We start from the raw sequence: 20,479 nt of genomic DNA, 5'->3' as shown, positions 1-20,479 counted from the left end.
TCCGGGCAATTCCGCCCGAGCAACCGGAGCACGATCATGTCGCAACTGTCCTTTCCCTCGTTCGATTCCTGTCTGCTGGTGCGCGACGCGCACGGGCGCTATCTACCGGCATCGGCCGACGACATTCTGGAAGCTGCGCGCCAGGTCATTGACCGGAAAATGCGGCGCGGAGCAGAGTTCACTTCGCCGGCGGCGGTCAAGGAATACTTGCGTACAAAGTTGGCCAGCTTCGAGCATGAGGTGTTCGTAGTGCTGTTCATGGATACGCGCCATCGTCTGATCGAATACAGGGAGATGTTCCACGGCACTATTGACGGTGCGTCGGTGTATCCGCGCGAAGTGGTCAAGGAGGCGCTGCGGCTCAATGCGGCGGCGGTCGTCGTTTCGCACAACCATCCGAGCGGAAACCCCGAGCCGAGCGCGGCTGACCGGGCGCTGACCCAGCGGCTCAAGGAAGCGTTGGGTCTGGTGGACGTGCGCGTGCTCGATCACATCATCGTTGCGGGCAACGAAACGGCATCGTTCGCCGAGCATGGGCTGATCTAGCCCAAGGGGCTTCGGCCCCTTTTTGCTGCGCCTGGTGGCATAGCTATGGCCCTCGCGGCCTGATGCTCAGGCCGTCGCAACCTGAATCATCTCGTCGTAATGTTTCTTGTCCACCTCTTCCAGCCACTGGAAGATGTTCCCGATGACGCTGTGGCTTTCGCCTGCCAAGTTTTCTGCGGATTCCTCTGTTATCTCAATAACGTCGCTATGTGAATACTTATTGATAAAGCGGTAGATTTTTTCTTTAAGCTCTGGTGTCGTGATGGTGCAATCTTTTAGGCCAGCCTCCATCAATTGACTAATGTCGCTTCGACGCCTTGGATATTTGAAGGTGAAAAACGATTCAACAAGCTTTCGGGCGAGGTTGGCGGTCAAGAACGCCTCATCTCGATTGAGTGTTGTGTGCGCCCTATATTCGTAGAGCTTCTTGAAGATATAGTGGTACTCGGAACCGTAGTTCTTGAGTGAGTCGTCGGCATCCACAAGTAGGGAGTGACGAGGGGAGCCAGGTGGCGCATCCAGGCGATAAAAGAAGCAATTCTCGGCGTTGCCTTTTTTGACTCGATTCCTATTGGTGCCAGTGAACCAGTCTCTCACTAGCTTAAAGTAAGTGAAGTTGTGAGTCAGCACAAAAAGTTGCTTGGCTTCAGTGCATTGCGTTCTCAAAAACGAGTAGGCGTGAAACAAGTGATTAGAATCAAAGCTTGAGACCGGATCGTCAACGACGACGATCGTATCCTTGATGTTATTTCCATTTTCTTTGAGCTTCGTGATGAAATAGACAAATGCAATCGCAGTTTTCTCACCTTCGCTCAAATTCCCATCGTGCTCACCAACCCCGTTTCTGATGATCTCATAGCCTTTCTTCTTCTGATTGAAGTTCAGGCAAAGCTCAGAGCGGCCAATGAAGCGATGCAGGATGTCATTGAACTCCTTTGCCCCGACCGTTTCATTCGAGAGCGCCGCTTCTATGGCTCCGACCTCTAGACTAATTTTTTCAATTTCCTTATGGTCGTTCTTTGCTTCTGACTCAAGGTCATTGCACTTCTTCTCACTTCCAGCATAGTCAAACTCTTGCACCTCAGCCGCAGCAAAGTGAAGCTCCAGTGCCACCTTGCTTTTTGAGGTCTCAGATTTGAAATTTGAAGTCTTATTGTTGTGCTTTCCAACGAGAGCAACAATCGATTTCAGGATGTCATTGAAATTGGTGACATCGTCTTCAACCACATCCGAGATCTGAATGTCTGTCTTCCCAGGGTCTGTGATCTTGGCCTTCAGGGCTTCCCGCCAGGCGTCGATTTGCTGGTCGATCTTTTCAGCAGCAGTTGCGTAGTCCTTTTGAAGCTTCTCTGCCTCGGCCGATAGTTCTTTATAAAACTCGGTCGATGCGGGAAACTGATTAGCTGGAGCGCCTTGAGATTCAATCCATGTCGCCGCGTTCTGAAGTCGGCTCTGAAACTCCGTGAACTCCTTGCTGAAGTGGGCAGCAAGCGCCTCGGCACGAAGCTGGGCGAACGGAGAGCCGCAGAACTCGCAGGATTGCGAGTCGTGGTTTTTATGGATTTCCAAGCCTGCTTGAACCCATTCGCGGATTTCCGGGTTATCGGTCAGCCGCTGGATTGCTTGATTGACCGCCGTAGTCCCAATCAAATCTCTGATGCGGCCCGCCGCTTTCTTAAAGTAGTCCGGCTCAATGGCCGTTGAGGCGAAAGCAATGCTTGGAAGCTGATCTGGCTTGGCGGCATTCGTAAGGTCGATAACCCTCTCATCTGGAAGAACCGACTCCGCCTTGATAATTGTCTCGCCGTTATTCTGTATGAAGTTGAAGAGCTTGCGGCGGTCGTAATTCAAGTAATAACTGTCGCTCGTATCAATCGCCTGAAGTCCAAGCTTCATTTTCTTGGCAGCATTGGTCAGGAACTTCTCTAATGCCTCACGCTGCTTCTTGATATCGCTTTGCTTGTCGTCGTGAGCCTTCTTTTTCGACTGAAGCTCGCTCTTCAGCTTCTCCAGCTTCTGCAAGTCATCAATCTTCTCTTTCGCAATAAGAAGGATGCTCTTTACGGATTTGTCCCAATCAATGTTCTCATGCACGAAGCGTTGATTGAAAACATGAATATTCAATTGGGATGAGTGGAGTGTGGATTCCGTGATCGTTGAGCCATCCTCCAGAACTACTGAAAATTGGCCCGTGCTGAAGCGGGGAACCATCGAGCGAAGCTCAAAGCAAGAGAATAGATTCGATAACGTTGACTTGCCTGTTCCATTCCAACCATAGACCAGGTTGTACCGGCCGAACTTTTGGATCTTCGTTCCATTGAAGTCGCTGAAGATTCCGAACTGTTTGAGGCGGTTGATGCAGACAATCATCTCTATATCTCCGTGTTCTTGCTTTCCCATCATTTGCTTGCGAAACAAATGGTAAACGAAGAGTCCTCTTGCGTCTCCGCTTCGCGGATCGCGCTGCTCCAGGTTCGCTAGTCGCTCATCCCTGGCGGGACTGGCTTCGCCAGCCTTCCGCATCGCTGACGCCTACGGCCCGGCTTCCAGCTTCGGGCCTGCGCGCTTCGCTTGCGTGCGGTCAGCACAAAGGGATGGCCGTTGCCTTGTCCAGCCGTCTCCCCTGACTTCATCACCTTACCCGCGACCGTAGCCCGCGACCGTGTGCCGTCAAGGCGCGCAGGGCCGTGTCCTCGGCTGCGCCTGCGGGCCGCACCAACCCTGCGCTTGGCTCCTTGACGGCCCCCGTCCGCGCGCTCCTTTGGGCGCGGGCGATGAACTCAGGAAAGACGGTGGCAACAGGGCCAACCGGGTTCCTCGTGCCGACCGCACCAAACAGCCGAAAGGCTGGGCTCCGAATCTAGAAATCCGGTGTGCGGTGTGAACAGCAAACCTCTTTTGTCAGGAGAAAGACCATGCAACTCGCATCCCGTTTCGCTTTCCGCTCCCCCTCGCTGCGCAGCGATTACCCGCTGTCCGACGACCAGATTCACCGCGTGGCCCCGTCCATCTTCGCGGATGCCCCGCACGAGAGCCGTTCGCAGCGGTACGCCTATATCCCCACCGCCGCCGTGCTGACCGAGCTTCGCAAAGAAGGCTTCCAGCCTTTCATGGTGACGCAAACCCGCGTGCGCGACGAAGGCAAGCGCGAGCACACCAAACACATGATTCGCTTGCGCCATGCCAGCCAGATCAACGGCGCGGAGGCCAACGAAATCGTGCTGCTGAACTCGCACGACGGCACCAGCAGCTATCAGATGCTGGCCGGAATGTTCCGGTTCGTGTGCAGCAATGGCCTTGTCTGCGGCAACACCGTGGCCGATGTGCGAGTGCCCCATAAAGGCGACGTGGCCGGTCTGGTCATTGAGGGGGCTTACGAAGTCTTGAGCGGTTTCGATCGGGTGAAGGAATCGCGCGATGCCATGCGCGGCATCACCTTGGACGATGGCGAATCCGAAGTGTTCGCCCGCGCCGCGCTCGCCCTCAAGTACGACGACCCCGACAAGCCCGCGCCCATCACGGAATCGCAAATCCTGATGCCGCGCCGCTTCGACGACCGCCGCCCCGACCTGTGGAGCGTGTGCTCTATCGTCCAGTCGCCACCCGCCAGCCATTTGTGATCACCGCCGACCATGGCATCCTGCCGGAGCCAAGCCTGTGAAGCGTTGCTCATGGCTGCGTGTCCCGCCAAGCGCTGTCGATGCGCTCGATGCAGTTCGTGATCGCCGCTTTGGCATGACCCAGCAATGTGTACGAACCGGCGAACTCTTTAATGACGTTGCCGCGCTCGAAGCAACTGGCGGCAGCAACCCGGCGTCCCGTCCTTAAATCGACTGCTTCGAACTCTAGGCTGGCACCACCCGTCGTCACGGGTCCAACCAGCAGGGTCGTCATTGCATTGACTGCCCGATTCGGTGTCTGCAGTTCGGTGACCGCTACACGCACCCGAACCTGTCCCGCGCCACCTGGGGGGGCGGGACTTTTGCCTTCCTGGCGTTTCAGTTCGCTCGTCACATGGTCTAGCACTTCGCGCTGCTGCGCGTCATCGAGCCCATCGATGCGACCCGAGGCGGTCTTGATCTGCGCTTCTTCCACCACGACAGCGGCATAACGCTTGGGCTCGAATCCCGCTGCGCGGTACATCAGTACGTTCTCGTATCGTGTCGGCGATAACTTCTCGTAGTCGCCGAGAAATCCGGAGCGCGTCATGCTGTTGGTCGCGCATCCAGAGAGCGCGCCTGCTACGCAAAAAAAGATGCCGCCGCGGATCAATGCAGTTTTGCTCTTCATAATGGGTCTCCTTGATCAAACGAAACTAAGACAGGCAATGCCTGCTGCGATGAGGGCGGTGCCAGACCAGCGCGTTACCGATGCGACATCGCCTAGTAGGAGGGCGCCGACGCCCAAGTTTCCAAGTAGCCCGATTCCTGCCCAGGCTGCAGAGGCCGCGCTGATCGGAATCCGCTTGAGCGCGAACCACAAAAGTGCGCCGCTGTGCGTCCTTTTGCCGGGACAAGTTCGAGATGGCCCGAGGCGAGATCCTGGAGCGCCCGAAAGAAATGCCGCCGCTCTGCGGGTGCGAGTATTGGCAAACCCAGAAGATCGGCGAACAGGGCGCCATCCAATGCCAGCATGATGAGTGCCGCGGTCTCGGTGCCACGCGGGGATCGACGCACGCGTTCGTACTGCACGCGGTACCACTCGCGCAGTGGGTCGAGAAGTGTTGGATCTTCCGCAGCTGCCGCGAGCAGCGCTGCGCCCATCTTCTGCATCTCGTCGTCGGGCATCGCTTCCACCTGGCTCGACAGCCAGGGGTCCGGATCTCCGGCAAACCTGCGCTCGTGATTGGCTTGTACCGCGTCGAACGCCCGGATCATCTCGTCGATCAGTGTCACGAACAAATCGCGTTTGGTCTTGAAGTGATAGAGAAACGCCCCTTTGCTCAACCCGGCCCGCACAACGACGGCGTCCAGTGTCAAGCGACTGGCACCTTCCTCCAGCACCAGTTCGCGGGCGGCCTGCAGGATGCGGTCGCGAGTTCGCTGGGCTCCTTGCTGGAGGCCGGGCTGCGCATCGGCGCTGCTATGGGCAGTGGACGGGGGGGGCAACTTTGTTTTCGCGCGGGGCGGCATGGTCGTGCTCCAAAAAAGCTTGAGTCATATACAGTCCAGACGGTATAGTAGAAGCCATACAACAGTCCGTCAAGACTTTTTCGGAGCGCAAGGAGCTGCCATGTCTCAAATTCTTGAACGCTATCGCCTCATTGCCATGATTTCTCCGCTACTGCTTCTTGCGGCCTGCAGCCATGCCCCGCACTCTGCCGATCCACCTCGCCTGGATGTACCGGCCCATTTCTCAAATGAAGAGGGAGGTGAAGGCATCTTGGACAAATCGTCCCGCCGTACTCTTCCCGTCGATTGGTGGACGGCCTACGGCGATCCGCACCTCAATGCCTTGGTCCGGGCGGCGCTGGAGCGCAATACCGAACTGACGATTGCGCGAGCGCGCGTGGACGAGGCATCGGCCGCCACGCGGCGAGCACGGGCCTCCCTGCTCCCCTCGTTGTCCGCGGGCACGCAGGCAACTCGAGGACGCGACTATTCAGAGAACGTTGCAATCGGCAATGATGGCCGCGCCACGTTGTCCGCATCGTGGGAGGCAGACCTGTCGGGACGGCTTTCGCAGGCAGCAGAAGGTGCGCGCCTGGATGCGGTGGCAGCCGAACAAGCGTGGGTTGCCACGCGGTGGCAGGTCGCGTTTGAAACAGTGTCGGCGGCTGTGCAGCAGCGCCAAGCCAGTGAGCTCGAAGCGCTAGCCGCGGCGCGGCTGGCATCCGCAGAACGACTCGTCTTGCTGATGCAACGGAAGTTCGAGGCCGGACAAGCTACCGGCTTCGACATCGAGCGTACCCGCGCCGGCGTCGTCGCACTGCGCGTGGAGCAAGAGCAACTGCGGCGTGCGCGCGGCGAGGCGACGCATGCACTCGATGTACTAGTGGGACAAACGCCCGGAGCGCCTGCAGCTTCCCCAACTCTTGCGTCGCTCGCCGTCCCGGACTGGACACCGACACGCATACCTGCGGACCTGCTGAGTGAGCGGCCCGACGTGCGCGCCGCCGAAGCGAAGTTCGCCGCCGAAACCGCGCGCTGGAACGCAGCCGAAGGCGAACGCTTCCCCAGGCTGGTGTTGGACCTGAGCGGCGGACGGCAGCGCGTAGAGAGTGTGGGAACCCGCATCACTGGAAACATTTTTTCACTTGGGGCCGGGGTGTCGTTGCCGATCTTCGATGGTGGCGCGATCCGTGCCGGCATCGAGACCGGAGAGGCGCGCAGCCGAGCTGCCCGTGCGGAGTTCGAGCGCACTTTGTTGAGTGCTTTGCAGGACGTAGAGAACGCATATCTCGGTTGGCATACGCAGCACGCAGCACTGGAGCATCAGGCCGAGGGTGTCGCAGTCGCGGAGCGTCAGCTCGATCGCAGCCGACGTCTGTTCGAGGCGGGACAAGTGGACGCCACGGTGGTGGCCGAGGCTGAGGCCGGGGTGCTGTCAGCGCAGGCTTCGCTGATCCGCACGCGGGCCGAGACAGCCATGCAATGGGGCGTCCTGGCAAAAGCATTATCCGGCTCTCCTGTTTGATCGCAGAAACATGCTGGAGCAGCTTGCGAAGGCTAGCTAAATAGCGTGACGCAAGGCGAAGGTGGTGAGGCCTGAGTGATGAGGAATGCGAACATGGAAATTCGACACCTGCGCTACTTTCTGGCGGTGGCAGAGGAGCTGCACTTTGCCCGAGCCGCAGAGCGCCTCCACATAGAGACATCGCCGCTGTCGCGCGCCATCAAGGAACTTGAGGAAGAGTTGGGCGTAGCGCTATTTGCGAGAACCACTCGGAGCACCCGCTTGACTCGTGCGGGCAGGCTCTTCTTTGAGAGCGTGCCGCGTGTCTTCGCAGCTTTGCAGCAGGCGCGCGACAGTGTGAACGCCGCAGCCAATGGCTTTCATTGCCAGCTCCGTATTGCATTGTCTGATGGAATCACGCCATCGCGCCTGCCTGCGTTGTTGGCGCTCTGCCGGCAGGAAGAGCCGGAAGTGGAAGTTCGCTTCTTCGAGGTGCCTTTGGCACAGCAAATCAAGGGATTGTGTGGCGAACTGTACGATCTCGGCTTCGCTCAATCGGATGAAGTCGGCGAAGGCATCATCGCCGTGCCGGTGTGGAGTGACCCTCTGATGGTAGCTGTGCCCGCACGGCACCCCTTGCTATCCCACAAACAGATTCCCCTAGAAGAGCTGTTGCGGTATCCGCTGGTGCTCTGCGACGCGGTGGCGTGTGAGGGCCATGCTCGGCAAGTTGAACGGGTGCTACGTCGCGTGGACATAGAGCCACTGATTGCCGAACGCGTGACTTCCAGCGATCTAATGATGGTCCTGGTTTCGGCGGGACTTGCACTAGGCCTCACAGGAGGCGCGCATATCACAGCCAGCAGGGAACAGGGGGTGGTCGCACGGCCGCTGACTGGACGTTCGCCAATGCTCACGACCTATCTACTACGGCCGGCCAGCGAGCCGTCAGAAATGCTGACTCGCTTCATGGAACGCGTTCATTCGATCAAATCTCCAGATGCCAAAGGTCGGCGGTAAACCATCACACAATCTCCCAAAGAAAATTAACCATGAAGAAGATTGCTCTCATATTGCTTTCCTCGACATTGGCAGCCTGCAGCCCATCTGGGAAACCAGATAAAGCCAACCTTCCGACAGTCGATGAATTAGCGCTCAATCCTGAGCGTCTGAAAGAGTTGCGCAAGCAATGCAAGTTGGATCGACCAATGCTGGGCGACCAACTATGTAACCGGGTTGCCGAGGCTACGCGAAAGCGCTTTTACGAAGATGGCGATGTGCCCCACACCACGCCTAAAGAGCCGCCGAAGTTCTAAGCTGGTGGTCATGCCGGAGTATGTATGCCGGATATGAAAAATTTGAAGGAGAATCGCAATGGGTTGGATCTATCTTGTTTTGGCTGGATTGTTTGAAATCGGATGGCCGGTCGGGCTGAAAATGGCGCAAGAGCCAACATCGCGTTGGAGTGGGGTCGCAGTAGCCGTCTCTTTCATGACAATTAGCGGCGCCTTCCTATGGCTTGCTCAGCGTCAGATACCGATTGGGACTGCTTATGCGGTGTGGACGGGTATCGGAGCGGCGGGAACTTTCTTAGTCGGAATTCATTTCTATGGCGACCCAACCTCCCTGATGCGATACCTTGGCGTGGCGTTGATCATCCTGGGCGTTATCACGCTCAAGTTATCGAGTTGATCGCTAGCTCCATTGGTAGCGTAGTCGCTAGGCGACCCAGCTCCCAGAGTGGATCGGGCGCTGGGAACTCGTACGGTCACCTCCTCTCTCTAGTCGCTATGTGACGAGCTTGCCGGCGCCTCGGGAGAGTTCGAGCCAGTGCGCGTAAGGCGGTGGGAGCACCCATTCCGGGTGGCTCCACCTTCAGTGCCTGCGCCAAGGTGACCTGAGTACGAACTTTGTAGCCAGTCAGGCAGTGAGTTCGGAGGGGATGCTATCGGATTGGATCCAGTTGCGCCGGATCGTCGCCGGCGGTTTGTAAGCATGCGCGCTATGCGGCCGCTGCTCGTTGTAGAACTGTCGCCAACGTTCGATCAGCACCTTCGCTTCGGTCCGACTGCGGAACCATTCGCGGTTGAGCAGTTCGTCGCCCATCGTTGCCTGCGAAGTCAGGACCAGCAGAATCCTGAGGGGAGTTCTCATCATGGTTTTCTCCGTTCAGACGCTTGGGATCAAGCGGCCGGAGACCACTACGCCTGCTTGGCTTTGCGCGCTGCCTCGACCAAGCTGTCGAGCCAGTCCTGATGGCCGTTGATCATCGGGTTGGGTTTGGCGTTGTGCAGCTCCTCGGCCGGTTTGCCCTTCTGAGTTTCCTGCGTGAGGATGCGCACGCGCCTGCCGTCCAGGTTCTCAACCAGCCAGGCGTGATGCACATCCAGGCGCGTATCTGTGCCTTCCTCGCCGGACCAGCCGTGCCAGGCCACGCGGCCGGGTTGCCCATCCGCAGGTGGCACGTATTCGTTGCACTGCCCCTCTACCGGGAAGCCGAAGGTCTCGAAGTAAAACCGATCGCCGTCGGCCAGTACCGGGCCTTTGCCGTCATGAAAGCACACGTTAGCCGAGTTGGCGTAGTAGCTTGGCCACAGCGATGGTGTGACGAGTAGAGGCCATACGTCGGCCGCGCTCAAGCCGGCGGCGATGATCTCATTGGAGGCGAAATTCTCAGTAAAGCCCGGCGTGTAGCCTTCGGGCCAGAGGATGGCGTTCTGTTGCTTGCTCATATCGAAGCTCCTTCACAAAATGTCGATGACGCAACAGGGGTGGCTGCGTCATTCAAGTGGTCATGGAGCAAATCATGAGCCTCCATCTGCAATAAGTGAAATCCTAAGTTTCTATTTTTGATATCATAAAATATGATATCAAGGCCTAGGTTCTGCCATCCACCGACTAGGCTATCTCGCAGCGGCGCTACGAAAGGGCGCGTCTCCAATTGAGCCGACTGATTGCTTATTTGTAGTGCGAGGTAGAGTTGTGCTGAGCATGACGATAGGAGCGATCTTGCCTACTTGTTGTTAGCACAGGAAGTGAACAGCAGTGCTCGTATCCAGCGATGTGCTGGATCGTGATGGGTGCGTTCGTGCCAAGCAGCCGTCTTGGTGAACCCCGGTATCTTCACCGGCGGCAGGGAGATAGCCAGCTTGTCCATACCGGCGACCAAGCGGCTCGGCAAGATCGCAACCATGTCACTGGCACGCAGGATGTCTGGCAAGATCAGAAAGCTCTTGACCGACAGTGTGACGCTGCGTCGTTTGCCCAACTGTTCTAGCGCATCGTCGGTGACGCCGCGGAAACCTCCACCATCGTAGGAAACAAGCGCATGGTCGAGAGCACAGAACTGTTTAACGGTCAGCTTGCGCCCCATAGCCGCAGGATGGTCTTCCCGCAGGACACACACATAGTGTTCCTTGAACAGCTCTCGGGCATGCAGATTTGGCGGAGTGATCTCTGGCGTCAGGAGGGCTAAATCGATCTGACCGCGCTCAAGCTGGTTCTGTAGCTGCCCGCTCTCGACTGGCACTAATGAGACTCGTACACGCGGTGCGTGCCGTTTAAGTGCCGATAGAAATGGGACAGCAACGGCACGCAGCGCATAGTCCGTCGCGGCGATGGAGAAGGTCAGTTGTGCGGTGGCCGGATTGAAGGAAGGTGGCTGGAGCAGCGCGTCGATTTCGGCGAGCACCTGCTTGACAGGCATCCCTAGATCCAGCGCCCGCTGCGTTGGAACGATACCCCGCTGCGAGCGCGCGAAAAGCGGGTCACCGAAGCTCTCGCGCAACCGCGTCAGCATGCCACTCAAGGCCGGCTGGGTTAGTCCCAGACGGGCCGCCGCCCGTGTCACATTGCGTTCGTCTAACAATGCGTCCAGCGCCTTGAGCAAGTTGAGATCCATACTCTTGATATTTTTCATTTTTATTCCAATCTTAAATATCATCGTTTTTCATGATATCTAAATATTGCCTATGAGTGGAAGCAAGGCCCATTGACGGCTTTTTTTGGGTAACTTGCTTGGAACTCTGTATGCGCCGCAGTGCGCTTTCGCTTGCGGCGCTTTTCTTTGACTCGCCACCGCGCTCATTCTTTCTTTTCCCTCGACCATTGTGCTGCGAACGGTCTTTGACCGGCACTAGCCCAGAACCGATCCTGACGCCTGCGACACCCCCTGTGCAACGCTTTCAATGAGACACCAGCGCAGGAGAAATCGGAGGACAGGTCATGCAAGGGACGAACGTTCTGTTCGGCCAGATCGCTGTGGTAATCGGCATCGTGATCGCCGGCGTCTGGGGCGCCACACAATGGACAGCAGCGACCCTTGGCTATCAAGTACGCCTCGGATCGCCCTGGTTCGATCTTCTAGGTGTACCGGTTTATCACCCGTGGCGCTTGTTCGAATGGTGGTTCTTCTTTGATGCCTACGCGCCGCACGTCTTCGACACAGGCGGTGCGATTGCGGGTGGTAGCGGTTTGTTCGCTTTACTCGTCGCCATCGCCATGTCGGTATGGCGTTCTCGGCAGTCGCGGCTGGTTACGACTTATGGTTCGGCACGCTGGGCCGATGCCGTCGACATCCGCAAAGCTGGACTGACCCTCCCGGCGGGCGTCTTCCTCGGCCAACACGACGACCAATACCTCCGACATGAGGGGCCGGAACATGTCCTGAGCTTCGCACCCACGCGCTCGGGCAAGGGCGTGGGCTTGGTGGTGCCTACGTTGCTTTCGTGGCCGGCGTCCGCCGTCATTCACGACATTAAGGGAGAGAACTGGAAGATCACGGCGGGCTGGCGTTCGCGCTTTTCGCACTGCCTGCTTTTCAACCCCACCGATAGGCAGTCGGCCGCCTACAACCCGCTGCTTGAAGTCCGGCGCGGCGCACATGAAGTGCGCGACGTGCAGAACATCGCCGACATTCTGGTTGACCCTGAAGGTGCGTTAGAGAAGCGCAATCATTGGGAGAAGACCAGCCACGCGCTACTGGTCGGTGCAATCTTGCATGTTCTGTACGCAGGCGAGGACAAGACGCTGCGCGGCGTCGCCAACTTCCTCAGCGACCCGGCGTGTCCGTTCGAGCTGACGCTGCACCGGATGATGACGACGAAGCACCTGGGCGATGCGCCTCACCCGGTTGTCGCATCCGCTGCCCGCGAAGTGCTCAACAAGTCGGACAACGAGCGATCGGGCGTGCTCTCCACCGCCATGTCGTTTCTCGGCCTGTACCGCGACCCGACCGTGGCCGAAGTCACATCGCGCTGCGATTGGCGCATCGCCGACCTGATTTCCGCCGAGCACCCGGTATCGCTCTATCTGGTGGTGCCGCCCTCCGACATAAGCCGCACCAAGCCGCTGATCCGGCTCATCTTGAACCAGATCGGGCGGCGGCTGACCGAATCGCTCGACGGCAGCGATGGCATCGCGCGCCGGCACAAGCTGCTGCTGATGCTGGACGAGTTTCCGGCGCTGGGTCGCCTCGATTTTTTCGAGTCCGCGCTTGCCTTCATGGCCGGCTACGGCATCCGCAGCTTTCTCATCGCTCAAAGCCTGAACCAGATCGACAAGGCGTATGGGCAGAACCATTCCATCCTCGACAACTGCCATGTCCGGGTGACTTTCGCCACCAACGACGAAAGGACGGCGAAAAGGATTTCCGAAACCCTCGGCACCGCCACCGAGCTTCGCGCGCAGCGCAACTACGCGGGCCACCGCCTCGCTCCGTGGCTGGGGCACCTGATGGTGTCGCGTCAGGAAACTGCACGTCCGCTGCTGACGCCCGGCGAGGTGATGCAGCTTCCACCTGAGGACGCCGTAGTCATGGTGTCCAGCGTTGCCCCGATCCGCGCGAAGAAGCTGCGTTACTACGTCGACGCCAATTTCAAGGATCGCGTCCTGCCACCGCCCGTGCTCGCAGTCGGGAGGTACGCCGACGCGCCGCCAGCCCGCCCCGACGACTGGAGCGGCTTGGCGATCCCGGCCGTACCTACGGCGCCGACCTCGGTATCCGCCGATGGTCCGGGCGGCACCGATGACGGCGGCCCGCGCCGCCAGCTCGAACTCTCCGAAACCGTCGCCTACGAGCCCGAGTTGGACGCGTGTGCGAACGACCTGGAGCTGCTCGATGACGACGACCTGGCGCTCCCGCTTCCCGGCCAGCTCGACCCGGCCATGCAGCGCACGGCCCGGCTGGCTTCTCTCGACCCCAACGACGGAATCGACCTATGAGCCAATACCGCCTCAATCTTTTCATCCAGCCCGAGCACGCCAAGCGCCTGGATGAACTTGCCGCCAAGAAAGGCGTGTCCAAGTCCTCCATCGTCGCAGCGGCCTTGGCGTCCTGGCTGTCACCCGATGCGGGCGACCAGCGTGAGGCCGCCATTGCCAAGCGGCTGGATCGACTGTCGCGGCAGACCGAACGCATGGAGCGCGACCAGAACATCCAGATCGAAACGCTGGCGCTGTTCATCCGCTATTTCTTGACCATCAGCACGCCGGTGCCAGAAGCCCACAAGGACGCGGCCCGCGCCCAGGGCAAAGCGCGCTTCGAGCAGTTCGTCGAGCAGTTGGGTCGCCACCTGCTGCGTGGCCGCAGTCTGGTGCGCGACGTGGTGGAGGAACTGCACCCCGATCCGATGCGGATGGATGACGCAGCAGCGATGGCGTCCGCCGATGAGCGAGCTGCAGAGCGTGCGTCATGAGTGCCGTTCCGCAGATTCCGCCTGAATCTCGCTCATCCGCCGCGGCGTCCCAGGATCGCCGCATCCAGATGCTGCGCACGGCGATGGGGCCGCTGATCGCCGCTGCGCTCGAAGATCCGGATGTTGTGGAAATCATGCTCAACCCCGATCGCACCCTGTGGGTGGATCGGCTGTCGTCGGGTCGCTCGCCGCTGGGCGTGGAGATGCCCGAGGCCGATGGTGAACGCATCATCCGCCTGGTCGCCGCGCATGTCGGCGCGGAGGTGCATCGCGGCCAGCCGCTCTTGACCGCCGAGTTGCCGGAAACCGGCGAGCGTTTCGAGGGCATCCTGCCTCCGGCCGCCCCGGGGCCAGCCTTCGCGCTACGCAAGCGGGCCGTGAGCATCATCGGCCTGGATCGCTACGTGGCCGACGGCATCCTGACCGCCGGGCAGGCCGAGTTCCTGCGCCGCGCCGTGCGCGAGCGGCAGAACATCCTGATCGCCGGCGGCACCAGCACCGGCAAGACCACGCTGGCGAACGCGCTGCTGGCCGAGATCGCCGCCACAGGCGACCGCGTGCTGGTGCTCGAAGACACCATCGAGCTGCAATGCGCGGCCCGCGACCATGTGCCGCTGCGCACCCGCGCCGGCGTCGTCACAATGACCGAGCTGGTGCGGGCCACGATGCGCCTGCGGCCTGACCGCGTGATCGTCGGCGAAGTGCGTGGCGGCGAAGCCCTGGACTTGGTGAAGGTCTGGGGCACCGGCCACCCCGGCGGCATTGCCACCATCCATGCCGGCTCCGCCTTGGGCGCACTGCTGCGTCTGGAGCAACTGATCCTCGAAGTGGCAGTGAATCCGCCCCGCGCCCTGATCGCCGAGGCGGTCAACGTGGTGATTCACATCGCAGGCCGTGGCCGCAAACGTCACGTCGAAACCATCTCCCGTGTCGTCGGCTTCGACGGTGCGGGCTATCGCCTGACAGATGCGCTGGAAACGCCGTTTCCCGAGCTGCCGCCGGTTCCTCTTGCAGCCGCTGCCGCTGCGCCTTCCTCGACCCCTGACCAACCTGGAGAACTGCCATGACGCACGTTGATGCTTTCCGTCTTTCCGTAAATCCTATTTCTCGCCTGTCCAGCATGGCGCGGCTGCGCCACCTGGCCCGTCCCGCAGGGCAAGGGCTGCTGCTGGCCGCGCTGATGCTGTTGCTGGCGGGCACGGCGCAGGCCGCCGGTTCCTCGATGCCGTGGGAAGGGCCGCTGACCTCCATCCTCGAATCCATCCAAGGGCCAGTCGCCCGGATCGTGGCGGTGATCATCATCATCTCGACGGGGCTTGCGCTGGCGTTCGGTGATACCAGCGGCGGCTTTCGCAAGCTGATCCAGATCGTGTTCGGCCTGTCCATCGCGTTCGCCGCGTCCTCGTTCTTCCTGTCGTTCTTCAGCTTCTCCGGAGGGGCCGTCGTATGAGTAAGGCCACCGATCTTCCGGGCTTTGAAGTGCCGCTGCATCGCTCGCTGACCGAGCCGATCCTGCTGGGCGGTGCGCCGCGCACCGTGGCGATTGCCAACGGCACGCTAGCCGCCGCCGTCGGGCTGGGCCTGCAACTGTGGATTCCCGGCGTGGTGCTCTGGATCGTCGGCCACTCGCTGGCCGTATGGGGTGCGCGCGTCGATCCGCAGTTCATGCAGGTCTTCGCGCGGCATATCAAACACCGCCCGCTTCTGGACGTGTGAGGGGAGGACGCCATGCTGAACCTTGCCGAATATCGTCAGCGCCCGGCCTTGCTTGCCGACTGGCTGCCCTGGGCCGGGCTGGTCGCGCCGGGCGTTGTGCTGAACAAAGATGGTTCGTTTCAACGCACGTTCCAGTTTCGCGGCCCCGACTTGGACAGTGCGACACAGGGCGAGCTGATTGCCACGTCGGCGCGGCAGAACAACGCGCTTCGCCGTACCGGGTCTGGCTGGGCCTTCTATATCGAGGCCGAGCGGATGCGGGCATCGAGCTATCCGCAATCCTCCTTTCCCGAACCACTGTCCTGGCTGGTGGATGAGGAGCGACGCGCGGCGTTCGAGGAGTCGGATGGCCATTTCGAGAGCGTCTATCACTTCACGTTGCAACACCTACCGCCGCAAGAGTCTCGCGCCCGTGCGGCTGGGATGCTGTACGAGAACCGGCCCACTGAGGGTGTGGACTGGCGTGGTCGGCTTGATTCCTTCGTGGCAGAGACCGATCGCGTGTTCGACCTGCTCGATGGTGTGATGCCGGAGATTGCCTGGCTGGACGATAGCCAGACGCTGACCTACCTGCATGCCACAGTCTCCACGCGGCGCTATCGCGTCGGCGTGCCCGACGTGCCGTTCCATATCGACGCACTGCTGGCCGATGCCGCGCTGGTCGGCGGCCTGGCGCCCATGCTGGGCGATCAGCACCTGCGCGTGGTGTCGGTACGAGGCTTCCCGACCTCGACCTGGCCGGGGATCTTGGACGACCTCAACCGCCTGGGCTTTGCGTATCGCTGGAGTACGCGCTTCCTGTGCCTGGACAAAGCCGAGGCGGAACGGGAATTGGGGCGCTTGCGGCGCCAATGGTTCGCCAAGCGCAAGAACGTCATCGCGCTGCTGCGCGAAACGATCTTTCAGCAGGAAAGCCCGCTGGTCGATACCGATGCCAGCAACAAGGCCGCCGACGCCGATGCCGCCTTGCAGGAGCTGGGCAGCGATCAAGTCGCCTTCGGCTACCTCACCGCCACGGTGACGGTGCTCGACGCCGACCCGGCCGTGGCCGACGAGAAGCTGCGCATGGTGGAGCGCGTCATCCAGGGCCGGGGTTTCGTGACCATCCCCGAAACCCTCAACGCAGTCGATGCCTGGCTGTCGTCCGTCCCCGGCAACGCATACGCGAACGTGCGTCAGCCCATCGTTTCGACGCTGAACCTGGCGCACATGATGCCGATGTCAGCGGTATGGGCTGGGCCGGAGAAGAACGAACACCTCGATGGCCCGCCGCTGATCGTCACCCGCACCGATGGCGCGACGCCGTTCCGGCTGGTGACGCACATCGGCGACGTGGGGCACACCCTTGTCGCCGGGCCGACCGGCATGGGCAAGTCGGTGCTGCTCGCCATATTGGCCATGCAGTTCCGGCGCTACTTCGGCTCGCGGATCTTCGCCTTCGACATGGGGCGCTCGATGCGCGCCACCATCCTCGGCCTTGGCGGTGAGCACTACGACCTCGGTGCCGATGGCGGCATCGCCTTCCAGCCACTCGCGCGAATAGCCCACGAGGGCTACCGCACCTGGGCCGCCGAATGGGTGGAGGGCCGGCTGCTGCACGAAGGCGTGACGGTCGGCCCGGACGAGAAGGCTGCCATTTGGTCGGCGCTGCGAAGCCTTGCCGGTGCGCCAGTGGAGCAGCGCACCATGACCGGCTTGTCGGTGTTATTGCAGTCCAACGCGCTGCGCCAAGCGCTCGCGCCCTATGTGTTGGGCGGCGCCCACGGCAAGCTGCTGGACGCTGACCACGACCGGCTGGGCATGGCCGACGTGCAGGGCTTTGAGATGGAAGAACTGATGCACAGCCCCGCCGCCGTGCAAGCAGTGCTGCGCTACCTGTTCGCCCGCTTCGACGAACGTTTTGACGGCGCGCCCACGCTGCTGATCCTCGATGAAGCGTGGCTGTTCCTCGATGAGCCGTCCTTCGCGGCCCGCATCCGGCAATGGCTCAAGACGCTCAGAAAAAAGAACGTCAGCGTCATCTTTGCCACGCAGTCGCTGGCCGACATCAAGGACTCGACCATCGCGCCAGCCATCATCGAAAGCTGCGCGAGCAGGATCTTCTTACCTAACCCGCAGGCCACCGAGCCGCAGATTCGCACGATCTACGAAGGCTTCGGCTTGAACAGCCGCCAGATTGAGATCGTGGCGACCGCACAGCCCAAGCGCGATTACTACTACCAGTCGCGCCTCGGCAATCGCCTGTTCGACCTCGACCTGGGGCCTGTCGCGCTCGCATTCGCGGGCGCATCCACCCCTCAAGACCAACGCGATATTGACCGCGTGCTGACGCAGGCCGGCGCTCCCGGCTTCGCCGGCGCGTGGCTGCGCCATCGCGGCCTCGGCTGGGCCGCCGACCTGCTGCCGTCCGCTCCGGCGGCAGCTTCCTTTCTCGCTTCTCAACCGCTGGAGGTTTCACCATGAAGACCAAGCCCCGTTTGCTCTCTGTCTCACTCGCTGCCGTGCTGTCGGTATCGCTGCTGGCCGTGCAGCCCGCATCCGCGCTGACGGTGTTCGACCCGTCCAACTTCGTGCAGAACACGCTGACCGCCGTGCGCACGCTGGAACAGATCAACAACCAGATCAACCAGCTTCAGAACGAGGCGCAGATGTTGATGAACCAGGCCAGGAACCTGGCAAATCTCGACTTCAACATCGTCAACCGCCTGCGCTCGACGCTCGCCACCACCGAGCGCCTGATCGCCGAGGCGCGCGGCTTGGCCTACGACGTGCAGAGCATGGATGCCACGTTCGCCCGCCTGTACCCGGAACAGTACGCCGCCACCATCAGCGGCGACCGCATGGCACAGGACGCCCGCGAACGCTGGCAGAACACCTTGAACGGCTTGCACACCGCGATGCGGATGCAGGCGCAGGTGTCGCAGAACCTCGCCCAAGACGAAAGCGCGCTGGCCGATCTCGTGAGCCAGAGCCAGTCGGCCACCGGCGCGCTGCAAGCGATGCAGGCGACGAACCAGCTCCTGGCTTTGCAGGCCAAGCAGTCGATCCAGGCGCAGCAGCTCCAGATCACGCAAGACCGGGCCGCTTCACTGGAACTGGCGCGGCAAGCGGCGGCTATGGAGCGCGCCCGCGAAGTGCGGCGGCGCTTTCTGGGCACCGGCACGCCGTACACGCCGCAGTCCGTCAACTTCTATAACAACTGACCGGAGGCGGCCATGCGATGCGCTTCCGTCCTGATGGCCGTGCTGCTGACCGCGTGCGGCCAGCAGCCGGCCGAGAACCTGGCCGACGCCCTGGCCGCAGATCCGGTGCGGCTCAAGGCGTTGCGCGGGCAATGCGCGGCCGACCGGCAGGCCGTGGGCGAGGATGCCTGCCGCGCCGCCGCTGAAGCCTTCCGGCGGCGCTTCTTCGCCGGCCATACCGGGCCGGATGAATACAACTCGCTGGCTGAACTCCCGCCGATTCCGCCGAGCTTCGATACGCCCGCAGATGAATTGCCAGAGGGCGCCGTTCCGCTCACTCCGCCCGAGGATTCGCCATGAACGACGTGACCATCATCGACCGTTTCCTCGATACGTTCTCGCGCTACATCGACTCGGGCTTCGGCTTATTGCAGGGCGAAGTGGCATTTCTCACCGCCACGCTCATCGTCATCGACATGACGATCGCTGGCCTGTATTGGGCCATGAGCCACGCCACCGGCCAGGGCGACGACGTGATCGCCAAGCTGCTGCGCAAGGTGCTCTGTGTCGGCGCGTTCGCCTACATCATCGGCAACTTCAACTGGCTGGCGAGCATCGTGTTCCGCTCGTTCGCCGGCTTGGGAATTACCGCTACCGGCTCGGCCATCACGATGGAGAACTTCCTTCAGCCGGGCCGGCTGGCGAAGACCGGCATCGACGCAGCCGCGCCGATTCTGGAACAGATCGGGGACATGGCTGGGTTCCCCGAGGTGTTCGTGAACATCGACCCTATCGTGGTTCTGTTCATCGCCTGGCTGGTGGTGATCCTCTGCTTCTTCGTGCTGGCCGTACAGCTTTTCATCACGCTGATCGAGTTCAAACTGACTACGCTCGCCGGCTTCGTCTTGATCCCGTTTGCACTCTGGAACAAGACCTCGTTCCTCGCGGAAAAGGTGCTAGGCAACGTGGTGTCGTCAGGCATCAAGGTCTTGGTGCTGGCCGTCATCGTCGGCATCGGTTCAGGCCTGTTCGCCGAGTTCCAGGTGCATCCCGACGAACCATCCATCGACCACGCGCTGGTCGTGATGCTGGCCTCGCTCGCGCTGCTGGCGCTGGGCATTTTCGGCCCCGGTATCGCCACCGGCCTGGTGTCCGGTGCGCCACAGCTTGGTGCGGGCGCGATGGCTGGTGCTGCGGTCGGGGCTGTCGGCACCGGCGTTGCCATCGGCGCCGCCGTAACGGGCGTGGGCGGCGCCGTCATGGCCGGGGCACGAATGGCCCCGGCGGCCGCAAAGCTGGCCGGTGCCGGTGCGCGTGCCGCGACTTCGGCGGCCGGCAGTGCCCGATCGGCGTTCCAGGCCGGTTCCGCTGCGGCCGGCGGCGGTGCCAAGGGCGCGGCGGCTGGCCTCGGCAATGTCGCCAAGACTGGCGCACAAGCCGCAGGCCGCAGCGTCACCTCTGGTGCTTCCGCTGTTGGGCAGAAGGTGGCCGACTCCTTCCGCGCTGGCTGGAACGGCACAGAAGCCGGCAGCGACGGTGCTGGCCCCGGCCAGACCGCAGACGGCACCGCAGGCTCGCAGAAGCAACAGCAACCGGCCTGGGCCAAGCGGATGCACCGCCGCCAGCAGGCTACCCATGCCGCGACCACTGCCGCCCACACGCTGCGCGGCGGCGACGGCGGCGGCTCCGGGCAAGGCCCGAGCCTGCGGGATTCCGATACCTAAC

At 61.3% G+C, this 20,479-nt stretch carries 19 protein-coding genes and 3 pseudogenes; 15 read left to right on the top strand and 7 right to left on the bottom strand.

What is annotated here, in order from left to right:
- Window positions 1–36 precede the first annotated feature (36 nt).
- On the top strand, window positions 37–546 hold the full coding sequence (gene radC / locus C2U31_RS01690) for a DNA repair protein RadC (RefSeq protein ID WP_003092330.1): 510 nt from the start codon (window positions 37–39) through the stop codon (window positions 544–546).
- A 66-nt stretch (window positions 547–612) separates the two neighbouring features.
- Here radC and C2U31_RS01685 read toward each other — a convergent pair whose 3' ends face one another.
- A complete protein-coding gene (locus tag C2U31_RS01685) occupies window positions 613–3,069 on the bottom strand; it encodes an AAA family ATPase (protein WP_001223964.1) in 2,457 nt (818 codons plus the stop codon).
- A gap of 392 nt (window positions 3,070–3,461) precedes the next feature.
- Here C2U31_RS01685 and C2U31_RS01680 point away from each other — a divergent pair.
- Window positions 3,462–4,142: pseudogene (locus C2U31_RS01680) on the top strand (DUF932 domain-containing protein); the annotation flags it as partial.
- A 73-nt stretch (window positions 4,143–4,215) separates the two neighbouring features.
- Here the strand turns inward: C2U31_RS01680 and C2U31_RS01675 are convergent.
- The 3 genes and pseudogenes from C2U31_RS01675 to C2U31_RS01665 form a co-directional block, all read right to left on the bottom strand.
- Window positions 4,216–4,836: a DUF3313 family protein gene (locus C2U31_RS01675; protein ID WP_000837791.1), complete on the bottom strand. Its 621-nt coding sequence runs from the start codon at window positions 4,834–4,836 to the stop codon at window positions 4,216–4,218.
- Between the two features lie 15 nt (window positions 4,837–4,851).
- On the bottom strand, window positions 4,852–5,247 hold the full coding sequence (locus tag C2U31_RS31185) for a multidrug efflux SMR transporter (RefSeq protein ID WP_369869777.1): 396 nt from the start codon (window positions 5,245–5,247) through the stop codon (window positions 4,852–4,854).
- Window positions 5,139–5,678: pseudogene (locus C2U31_RS01665) on the bottom strand (TetR/AcrR family transcriptional regulator); the annotation flags it as partial. The gene C2U31_RS31185 and the pseudogene C2U31_RS01665, both read right to left, overlap by 109 nt.
- Before the next feature lie 100 nt (window positions 5,679–5,778).
- Here C2U31_RS01665 and C2U31_RS01660 point away from each other — a divergent pair.
- The 4 genes from C2U31_RS01660 to C2U31_RS01645 all read left to right on the top strand — a co-directional run bounded on the left by C2U31_RS01660 (window position 5,779) and on the right by C2U31_RS01645 (window position 8,853).
- Window positions 5,779–7,182: an efflux transporter outer membrane subunit gene (locus C2U31_RS01660; protein WP_000078291.1), complete on the top strand. Its 1,404-nt coding sequence runs from the start codon at window positions 5,779–5,781 to the stop codon at window positions 7,180–7,182.
- A gap of 93 nt (window positions 7,183–7,275) precedes the next feature.
- Complete coding sequence (locus C2U31_RS01655) at window positions 7,276–8,181, top strand: LysR family transcriptional regulator (protein ID WP_000405670.1); 906 nt, start codon at window positions 7,276–7,278, stop codon at window positions 8,179–8,181.
- Window positions 8,182–8,213: 32 nt separating this feature from the next.
- On the top strand, window positions 8,214–8,477 hold the full coding sequence (locus C2U31_RS01650) for an EexN family lipoprotein (protein WP_000717310.1): 264 nt from the start codon (window positions 8,214–8,216) through the stop codon (window positions 8,475–8,477).
- A 58-nt stretch (window positions 8,478–8,535) separates the two neighbouring features.
- Window positions 8,536–8,853 carry a multidrug efflux SMR transporter gene (locus C2U31_RS01645; protein WP_000539741.1) on the top strand — a complete coding sequence of 106 codons (318 nt, stop codon included), beginning with the start codon at window positions 8,536–8,538 and terminating at the stop codon, window positions 8,851–8,853.
- 228 nt (window positions 8,854–9,081) lie between these two features.
- Here C2U31_RS01645 and C2U31_RS01640 read toward each other — a convergent pair.
- The 3 genes and pseudogenes from C2U31_RS01640 to C2U31_RS01630 all read right to left on the bottom strand — a co-directional run.
- Window positions 9,082–9,261, bottom strand: a pseudogene (locus tag C2U31_RS01640) (integrase core domain-containing protein); the annotation flags it as partial.
- Between the two features lie 101 nt (window positions 9,262–9,362).
- On the bottom strand, window positions 9,363–9,893 hold the full coding sequence (locus tag C2U31_RS01635) for a hypothetical protein (protein ID WP_000043569.1): 531 nt from the start codon (window positions 9,891–9,893) through the stop codon (window positions 9,363–9,365).
- A gap of 281 nt (window positions 9,894–10,174) precedes the next feature.
- Entirely contained in the window at window positions 10,175–11,080 is a 906-nt protein-coding gene (locus tag C2U31_RS01630; protein WP_023093368.1) for a LysR family transcriptional regulator, read from the bottom strand.
- A 305-nt stretch (window positions 11,081–11,385) separates the two neighbouring features.
- Here C2U31_RS01630 and C2U31_RS01625 point away from each other — a divergent pair, with 305 nt between their 5' ends.
- From C2U31_RS01625 to trbL, 9 genes are read left to right on the top strand one after another with little or no spacing between them, the layout of a single operon-like run.
- Complete coding sequence (locus tag C2U31_RS01625; RefSeq protein ID WP_001163195.1) at window positions 11,386–13,383, top strand: conjugal transfer protein TraG; 1,998 nt, start codon at window positions 11,386–11,388, stop codon at window positions 13,381–13,383.
- Window positions 13,380–13,856, top strand: coding sequence for a ribbon-helix-helix protein, CopG family (locus C2U31_RS01620; RefSeq protein ID WP_000085131.1), 477 nt, complete (start codon window positions 13,380–13,382; stop codon window positions 13,854–13,856). Before C2U31_RS01625 ends, C2U31_RS01620 begins: the two co-directional genes overlap by 4 nt.
- The gene (gene trbB, locus C2U31_RS01615) at window positions 13,853–14,923 is read left to right on the top strand and encodes a P-type conjugative transfer ATPase TrbB (RefSeq protein ID WP_023093367.1); all 1,071 of its coding nucleotides are present in this window, start codon (window positions 13,853–13,855) and stop codon (window positions 14,921–14,923) included. Before C2U31_RS01620 ends, trbB begins: the two co-directional genes overlap by 4 nt.
- On the top strand, window positions 14,920–15,306 hold the full coding sequence (locus C2U31_RS01610; RefSeq protein WP_000150010.1) for a TrbC/VirB2 family protein: 387 nt from the start codon (window positions 14,920–14,922) through the stop codon (window positions 15,304–15,306). The genes trbB and C2U31_RS01610 overlap by 4 nt, the downstream gene beginning before the upstream one ends.
- Window positions 15,303–15,572 carry a VirB3 family type IV secretion system protein gene (locus C2U31_RS01605; RefSeq protein WP_003092280.1) on the top strand — a complete coding sequence of 90 codons (270 nt, stop codon included), beginning with the start codon at window positions 15,303–15,305 and terminating at the stop codon, window positions 15,570–15,572. The genes C2U31_RS01610 and C2U31_RS01605 overlap by 4 nt, the downstream gene beginning before the upstream one ends.
- Before the next feature lie 12 nt (window positions 15,573–15,584).
- Window positions 15,585–18,035: a conjugal transfer protein TrbE gene (trbE, locus tag C2U31_RS01600; protein ID WP_000933135.1), complete on the top strand. Its 2,451-nt coding sequence runs from the start codon at window positions 15,585–15,587 to the stop codon at window positions 18,033–18,035.
- The gene (gene trbJ / locus C2U31_RS01595) at window positions 18,032–18,775 is read left to right on the top strand and encodes a P-type conjugative transfer protein TrbJ (RefSeq protein WP_003092277.1); all 744 of its coding nucleotides are present in this window, start codon (window positions 18,032–18,034) and stop codon (window positions 18,773–18,775) included. The genes trbE and trbJ overlap by 4 nt, the downstream gene beginning before the upstream one ends.
- A gap of 12 nt (window positions 18,776–18,787) precedes the next feature.
- On the top strand, window positions 18,788–19,114 hold the full coding sequence (locus tag C2U31_RS01590; RefSeq protein ID WP_014603538.1) for a hypothetical protein: 327 nt from the start codon (window positions 18,788–18,790) through the stop codon (window positions 19,112–19,114).
- The gene (trbL, locus tag C2U31_RS01585; RefSeq protein WP_023093366.1) at window positions 19,111–20,478 is read left to right on the top strand and encodes a P-type conjugative transfer protein TrbL; all 1,368 of its coding nucleotides are present in this window, start codon (window positions 19,111–19,113) and stop codon (window positions 20,476–20,478) included. Before C2U31_RS01590 ends, trbL begins: the two co-directional genes overlap by 4 nt.
- Window position 20,479 lies beyond the last annotated feature (1 nt).

Source organism: Achromobacter sp. AONIH1, from assembly GCF_002902905.1.
In the GTDB taxonomy this organism is placed as follows: Bacteria; Pseudomonadota; Gammaproteobacteria; order Burkholderiales; family Burkholderiaceae_B; genus Achromobacter.
Note: the sequence above shows the minus strand (reverse complement) of the source record. Positions and strands in the feature narration are given on the sequence as shown.